The sequence below is a fragment of the Pelagicoccus sp. SDUM812003 genome (assembly GCF_031127815.1).
Classification (GTDB): Bacteria; Verrucomicrobiota; Verrucomicrobiia; order Opitutales; family Opitutaceae; genus Pelagicoccus.
The window spans coordinates 26,073-33,732 of the sequence record NZ_JARXHY010000025.1; the positions used below are offsets into that span (position 1 = coordinate 26,073).

A 7,660-nucleotide genomic window follows, 5' to 3' on the forward strand; every position below is an offset into this window, starting at 1 on the left:
GAGCCGGACGACCCGGTTTTCGAAACTGAAATCTGAAACGAAAAACTGAATACAATGAAAACGAAAGCTATCTACTATCATGCTGGTTGCCCTGTCTGTGTTGAAGCCGAGCGAGGAGTTGCTCAAGCCATCGATCGCGATCGCTATGACCTGGAGGTCGTGCACCTGGGCGAGGAAGGAAACCGAATCGAAGAGGCTGAATCCGCAGGGGTGCGATCCGTGCCGGCTCTCGCTTTGGGAGACCAGGTGTTTCACATCAACTTCGGAGCGGAGCTTTCCGCCCTAAAGGACTAGGTATAAAGGAGGACGTATCCATGAATCTGCTACTACGCTACACAAGTTTTATCGTGTCATTGGGGTTGGGGCATGCTTCTCTGGCCTGTGAGAACTGCTCTACGCCTGTACCGGAGGATCCTGCGCTTTCGATCGAGTCCGCGTCGGTGACTCGTCTGCTGGATCTCGACCTGCTCGTTTTTGAAGTGAATCTGAAGGGGGCTGCCGGGAGTGTGACGCCTGAACCTAAGGGCATGCTCGATGGAGCTCCGGTACTTGGATACGTCTTTCCGACCACGCTAGAGCCGGAGGCGGTCGGGTTTGGCGAGGTCGAGGGAATCCTCGCTCTTGCCGCGACCTCTCATCCGGATTTCGACGATACGCCGCTCTGGGATGAGGATTCGGATGGCGACTACGGCAACGACGGAGTCATCTGGCACACGCATTGGGTGGTGTTGGCCGAAGACAGCCGGATCGAGGCCTTGGCGGTGAAGCAGTTCGAGAAAGGCGACGATTCGGTAGTGTTGCCACCAACCAACCCAGGCATGCCCATGTACATGGACTCGCCCGGCTATGCGGTGATGACCAAAGACAATCGCTTGCGGATCGTTGTGCCAGAATATCGGATACGGAGTGACGAATCGTTTCGCTTCGATGCAGTGACTGCTTTCATGAGAGTGAACACCAGCGATCCCGACCGACCGATGCTTGGGGTTTACAAAGTCTACAGCGTGGCCTCAGGAGATCTGAGTCTCCCGTACGAGGTCGCGAATGATACAAGAGGATTGAACTGAGCTAGAATCTCAAATCCGGGCCAAGTGTCGGTCTGCTTGGTCCGGCTGTCAGCTAGGATGGTGGTCTGGAGAGTGGCTCTTGGCTTGGTCGCGCTGCTGTTGGTGTTCGGGAAGTTTTTTGAGCGGATTTCGATCTCGCTACTTGCTATCTAAGTTAGGGAAGCACGAGGCCGCGTGGGTCGAGGACGAGTCGGAAGAACTGCTCACCTTCAGGCAGCTCAAGATAAAAGACATGGAAGCCATTTTCGACGAGCGGCTCGCCTTCAATATCGTACCAAGGCCCGTTGGGCAGGGAGGCTGCCTGCAGTTTGACAGCATCGTTCTTTTCCCAGAAGACGCGGAGGCCCTCGGGATCCGAGGAGGGAGTCAGCTCAAAGGGAGGGATTTCGTAGGATTCGACTATGCTCTTGGTGGAGAATTCGCTGGTCTTGCCGTCAAAGGTCTTGGTGACAGTCAGGCTCTTGGCAGTGGCGAGCGGATGGTTCGAGGGCACAACGAGCTCTTCGTAGAAGGAGGCGCTGCCAGAGACGGAGCGGGTGAGAATGTAGATGCGGCCCTGCGGATGGACTCGCTCAAGATCCGAAAAGACTTCGTAAGTGACTGGCTCTTCCGACTGGGCTGGAGAAATGGCAAGGTGGATGGTTACGTTGTCTTCCTCGTCTGGTTGGGAGCGAAGAGCGGCCACGACCATGGGGGCAGCGATTGGCGTAGTGGCGAATCTGATACCAGCGACACGTGTATCGTCGCCGTTTTCGTAGATCTTGTTCTGGGTGAGGGTGACGACGCCTTCCCCGGTGGCGCGGATGCCGTTTTCGGTATTGTGGGCGATGGTGTTCCGATCCAGGAAGACTGGGGTGTTGCCGATATCGATACCGTCTTTGTTGGGGACCGGGGAAAATTGCGAGGTGACACCGATGTAGTTCTGAACGAGGTTCACCTGATACTCGGAGACGATTTGGATGCCGGTTTCCGTGTTTCCGGAAATAGTGTTCTCCTCCAGCACGACGGCTGGCGTATCCTCTGCCGGCTCGCCGGTTTTCGAGATGATCACGCCGATGGTATTGCCAAGACCGTTCGCTCCTGAGGCGTCGGTCCCGATGGTGTTTTGCTTGACCTGGATGTCGGTGCCTTCGCCCAGAAAGGCGAGTCCGATGCGGTTGTGGCCGATGACATTGCCGCCTCCTCCATCGTAGGCGCCGATTTTCACGTGGCTAGCGTCGCCCACCACGATGCCGAATGAATTCGTTATTTCCGCCCCTGCGGTGGTGCCGACGATGTTGCCACTGAGCCGATGGTTTTCTCCGTTGAAGAGCATGATTCCGGCTCTGGGCGAAGCGGAGTCATGCTTGGCTATGGTGTTCGATTCGATGACGACGTCGCTTGCGTCGCCGTAGATGCTAATGCCGCAGTATTGGGTTGCGTTGGCCGGTATGTCGCCGGCGTCGTTGATGCCGATCTTGTTGTTGGAAATCGTAAAGCCGCTTCCCGGAGCGACGCCTTCCAGCCCGTCGAATGGCAGAGTGGGATTTCCCAGTTGGAAGGATGAATCGCTTGAGACTTCCCCTACCTGCAAGTGACCGGAGACGAGCACGTTCCATTCGTGGCCAGCGATGGTATTGCCGGAGATTTCAATGTCGCTGCTGCCGCTCAGGTGAATGCCGTGATTGTGGCTGCCAGAGGGGAGATTGGCGGGAAGCTGCTGGTTGTCGCCGAATTGGAGGCCAATGCGGTTGCCACTGATCTCGCCATTTTTCAGGCGATGGCCGAAGAGGAGAAGGTTGCTGGAATGGCCCGCGATCTTGTTTCCACTGACCGTGAACCCATCCAGGTCGGCTTCGAGTTCGGCACGGATGGTGATGCCATTGTTCCGGCCTTGGGATTGCACGTTCCCGTTGGCGTCTAGACCGACCTCGTTGCCGGAGATGTTCAGCCCGGCGATGGGTCCGATCGTAGTCACGTTTATGCCAGACTCGGTGCCAGCAATGAGGTTTTCCGAAACTTGATTGTTGGAACCCGAGGCGATCAGGACACCAATGCCGGTGTCGATAAAGGCGCCAGTTGGAGAGATGCCGATGCGGTTGCCGATAATCTGGTTGGCGTCCGGACTGGCGCCGCCTTCGAGTTGCCGAATGAAGACTGCCGCGCCGGCGTTGATGACGTTTTGCGATTCCGGGCTGGGTCCGCCGATTGTGTTTCCTGAAACGCTTTCGATGAGAATGCCGTTGAAGGTTTCGACTGACGATTCGCCTGACGTGTCGGTGCCGATGTAGTTGCCGACGATGGTATTGCCGCCATATTTCGATAGCTTGATGGCGCCGTGCTCGTTGCCCAGGAATCCGTTGATCACGAAACCTTTTACGGTGCTGCTGCCTCCTTGGAGTTCGAGGCCGCTGGCTTCGAGGCCATTTCCGCGGACCTCCACGAATCCTCCCGCTTGCGTGGTGGCGTCGATCTCGACTTGCTCGGTGACAGGCGGCAAGGCGGAGAGAAGCGGTATGGTGGGAATGCCTTCGCCAGGAATGTCAAAGGTGATGAGCCTGCCGAGCCCGGCGTTCACCGCTTCTATGGCGGAGCGGAGAGTGCATTCCGGATCGCCGTTGGCGATGGTGTCGCCTGTCGACCAGCCATTCTCATCGGTGGGATCGCGGGATTTGTCGCCGGTTGAATTCACGACGATTTCCACGCTTGGCTCCTCCACGGCGATGGGCTTGATGCTTTCAAACGACGCGCTGAAGGTTCGCGTGTGGAAGGCTTGGGAGGGACCGTTGAGGTTACCGGTGAACGGCGTCTTGACGCGGAACTGAGTAGAGGGGACTTCTAGTCGGATTTCCTCGACCTCGTTTATGTCGAGATTGAATTGATCTCTTACCTTCACCCGAAAGGAGAAGCTAAACGAGCGGCGTCCCGTTGGAAACTGGGCTGAGATTAGGTTGGGGAACGGCTGGCTGAAGCTATCCAATCCTGATACGGAGCCCGGGACGAGATCGGTGAATCGTGGTACATTCACGGCGACGCTCGAGTAGTAGAGATCGAGATGCGGAAAGGAGTCGACCTCGACATAGACGTTAAACTCGTCATCGGCTTCGACGCTCGAATTGCCCAATCCGGTATAGGTTTTACCTCGCGTATAGAGGATGTAGGTGGTGAGACTACCGTTGATCGATTCCTGTCCTTCAGAGGTCCGAACCGAGGCGGATATGCTAATGGTTTGAGCGGTCGAGGTCGGCGGTAGGTCGTTTATGGAGGCGACGGCAAGGTCGAACCAGACCCGGACGGCTCCGGTGGGCGCGCCTGCAGCTTCCTCGGAATCCAGCGAGACAGTGATGGATCGGCCGCTGCCGGTGACGTCGACAACAGAGCCATTCCGCCACTGCCATGTGCCCATATAGGTGAATCCTTCCGGCAGGCTGATATTTATGCTGCCCGAATAGATGACATGGTCCGCGTTGAGATCCATCTGCAACGAGACGCGTGCTCCCGGGATCGTGACGTCGGAAAGGCCGTTGATATTGGGATCGTAGAAATAAGCGTCGACCGTCCCTGAGCGGGCGAAAGGCAGACAGCTCAGGACGAAAAGCAACGAAAGAAAGAGACGGGACATCGTTCTTTTCATAAATCGGGCAACGTCGATTACTTATAACCCGTATTATAGAAAGTATTGAACAGGCAAGGCCTATTCATCTGCATAGTTTGTTCTCGAGCAGATTGTAAGCTTCGGGTTCAGCAGTCGCCACTGTTTCGACGATCGGTATCGCTCATCTTTTCGCCAGTTGAAGCGCTGATCGTATCCATATTTTGGGTATTATTTATCCCGTGCGAAGGTTTAGGCGTGGAGCGTCTCGGACGCCCCACCTGTGGAAAGCCTGGAGGCGGGTTTGCCTGGTCGGGGAATTGCGGCTTGAGGCCGCTTCTATGAGCGGCGACTAGAATTTCAAGCTGCCGAAGGCGTCGCCGAGGGAGTTGCCGAAGTTTTGGCTGCCGCGGTTGTTGCCGCCTCGGTTTCCGCCACCGCGAGGTCCGCCACCTTGGCGGGGGCCGCGGTTTGGGCCGCGGGGTGAATTTCGGTCGGAGGGGCGGTTGGAGTTGCGGTCCGCCCGGCGGTCGGACCCTACCTCGGGATTGGTCTTCATGCTGAGGCCGACGCGCTTTCGGGCGACGTCGACTTCGGTGACGGTGACTTGGACTTTTTGGCCGACTTTGACGACTTCGTTGGGGTCTTTGACGAAGTTGTCGGAGAGCTGGCTGACGTGGACGAGGCCGTCCTGGTGCACGCCGACATCGACGAAGGCCCCGAAGGCGGTGACGTTGGTGACCACTCCGGTGAGCTTCATGCCTTCGCGTAGGTCGGTGATCTCGTTGACGCCTTCCTTGAACTGGACGAGCTCAAATTCGGCACGGGGGTCGCGGCCGGGTTTGGCGAGCTCTTGCATGATGTCTTGCAGCGTGGGGAGACCGACTTCGTCTGTAGTGTATTTCTGGATATCGATCTTAGAGCGCTTGGAGGAGTCGCTCATCAAGTCCTTGACGCTGACGGTGAGGTCGGCGGCCATTTGTTCGAGAAGCGGGTAGCGTTCCGGGTGCACGGCGGAGGCGTCGAGGGGATTTTCCGCGCCGCGGATGCGGAGGAATCCTGCGGCTTGCTCGAAGGCTTTGGGGCCGATGCCCGCGACTTTGGTGAGCTGCTTGCGGGACTTGAAGGGACCGTTTGCTTCGCGGTGGGCGACGATGGCGCCGGCGAGGCGGGAATTGAGTCCGGAAACGTAGGAAAGCAGCTGCTTGGAGGCGGTGTTGATCTCCACGCCGACGGCGTTCACGCAGGAGAGAACGGTGTCGTCGAGCGAAGCCTTGAGGGCCTTTTGGTCGACGTCGTGCTGGTACTGTCCGACACCGATGGACTTGGGGTCGATTTTGACCAATTCCGCCAGCGGGTCCATGAGTCTCCGTCCGATGGATACAGCGCCGCGCACGGTGATGTCCTTGTCGGGGAATTCGTCGCGGGCGACTTCGGACGCGGAGTAGATGGAGGCTCCGGATTCGTTTACCATGACCACGGCGATGCTTTTCGGCAGACCGCAGGTGCGGACGAAGGCTTCGGTTTCGCGGGAGGCGGTGCCGTTTCCGATGGCGATGGCTTCGACCTGGAAGCGCTGGGCGAGGCCGGAGATGATGGTTTTGGCCTCATCGATCTGGCGAGCGGATTGGCTCGGGTAGATGACGGTGTCGAAGAGGAGCTTGCCTTGGGCGTCGAGAACGACGGTCTTGCAGCCGGTGCGGAAGCCCGGGTCGATAGCGATGATCGGTTTTTCGCCAAGGGCGGGAGCGAGGAGAAGTTCGCGTATGTTTGAAGCGAATACAGCGATGGCTTCGGCGTCGGCCCGCTTTTTCAGCTCCAGGCGGGCGGCGGTTTCCATGGAGATAGAAAGGAGCCGCTTGAAGGCGTCCTTGGTGGCGAGGCGGACTTGGTCGGCGGCCGGGGTGGAGGCGGTGACGAAACGGGCCTCCAGCTTGGCGAGGGCGAGGTCTTCGTCGGGACGCACGGACATGGAGAGGATCATCTCCTGTTCGCCGCGACGGATGGCCAGGATGCGGTGTGAGGGAGCTTTGGATACAGGCTCGGACCAGTCGAAGTAGTCGCGGTACTTGGCGCCTTCCTCTTCCTTGCCCATCATGACCTTGGAGGTGAGGGTGGAGTGGTTGATGTAGAGGTCGCGCAGTTCGGCGCGAGCGTCGGCGTCGTCGTTGATCCATTCCGCGATGATATCGCGGGCGCCGGCGAGGGCTTCGTCGGTGTTGGCCACTTCCTTTTCCGGATCGACGAAGGAGGCGGCTTCCGCGGCGGGATCGATGGCGGCGTCGGACTGGTTGTTGAAAATCTTTTCGGCGAGGGGCTCGAGGCCTTTTTCGCGGGCGATGGTGGCCTTGGTGCGGCGCTTGGGCTTGTAGGGCAGGTAGACGTCTTCGAGGCGGGCCATGGTTTCCGCTTCCATGACTTTGGCTTTCAGCTCGTCGGTGAGGACCTTCTGCTCGGTGAGGGATTTGAGGATGGCGGCGCGGCGTTCTTCGAGGGCTTTGAGCTGTTCGAGGCGGTCGCGGACGTTGGCGATCTGAACTTCGTCGAGGCCGCCGGTGGCTTCCTTACGATAGCGGGCGATGAAGGGCACGGTGGCACCTTCGAGGAGGAGCTTGGCGGTGGAAGCGACGTGGCTTTGGGGGAGGGAGAGTTCGTCGGCGATCTTGGGGAGAAATTGTTCGTGCATGAAAGGTGTATGACGGGTTTCAGGAATGGTTCTCTCGGAACCGCGTATGAGAGCGGATCTTCGCGGATAGGTTTAAAATGAGTAGGTTGGGGGAGAGCGTGCCCAGAGGTTGTCTCCTCGCTTCGCGCGTCGAGTGTCGCTCAGCTCGGTACGCTCCACCTTGAAAAGCGAGGGAGGATGGGATTGGGACCGGGGCTGGCAAGCTGGTTTTGCAGGGGCAGATCCCATAGCGAGGGGAGGCGCAACTCTTTTTTGTAACGTGGTGGATTAACACTTCTAAGGAATATCCGCCTTTTGTGGCCGCCTTGGCTTCGCTATCTTCGAGAGGTAGTCCGA

4 protein-coding genes are annotated in these 7,660 nt (G+C 58.3%); 2 read left to right on the forward strand and 2 right to left on the reverse strand.

Annotated features, from left to right (window positions below):
* Positions 1–54 precede the first annotated feature (54 nt).
* Complete coding sequence (locus tag QEH54_RS21580) at positions 55–294, forward strand: thioredoxin family protein (RefSeq protein WP_309020799.1); 240 nt, start codon at positions 55–57, stop codon at positions 292–294.
* Positions 295–314: 20 nt separating this feature from the next.
* Entirely contained in the window at positions 315–1,067 is a 753-nt protein-coding gene (locus QEH54_RS21585; protein WP_309020800.1) for a hypothetical protein, read from the forward strand.
* A gap of 154 nt (positions 1,068–1,221) precedes the next feature.
* Here QEH54_RS21585 and QEH54_RS21590 read toward each other — a convergent pair whose 3' ends face one another.
* Positions 1,222–4,668, reverse strand: coding sequence for a right-handed parallel beta-helix repeat-containing protein (locus tag QEH54_RS21590; RefSeq protein WP_309020801.1), 3,447 nt, complete (start codon positions 4,666–4,668; stop codon positions 1,222–1,224).
* Positions 4,669–4,990: 322 nt separating this feature from the next.
* Positions 4,991–7,324, reverse strand: a complete 2,334-nt coding sequence (locus tag QEH54_RS21595; protein ID WP_309020802.1) for a Tex family protein — start codon at positions 7,322–7,324, stop codon at positions 4,991–4,993.
* Positions 7,325–7,660 lie beyond the last annotated feature (336 nt).

What these genes read in the sequence shown, in the direction of transcription:
- QEH54_RS21585 (WP_309020800.1), top strand. Translation starts at nt 315, where the DNA reads ATGAATCTGCTACTACGCTACACAAGTTTTATCGTGTCATTGGGGTTG.
- QEH54_RS21580 (WP_309020799.1), top strand. Translation starts at nt 55, where the DNA reads ATGAAAACGAAAGCTATCTACTATCATGCTGGTTGCCCTGTCTGTGTT.
- QEH54_RS21590 (WP_309020801.1), bottom strand. Translation starts at nt 4,668, where the DNA reads ATGTCCCGTCTCTTTCTTTCGTTGCTTTTCGTCCTGAGCTGTCTGCCT.
- QEH54_RS21595 (WP_309020802.1), bottom strand. Translation starts at nt 7,324, where the DNA reads ATGCACGAACAATTTCTCCCCAAGATCGCCGACGAACTCTCCCTCCCC.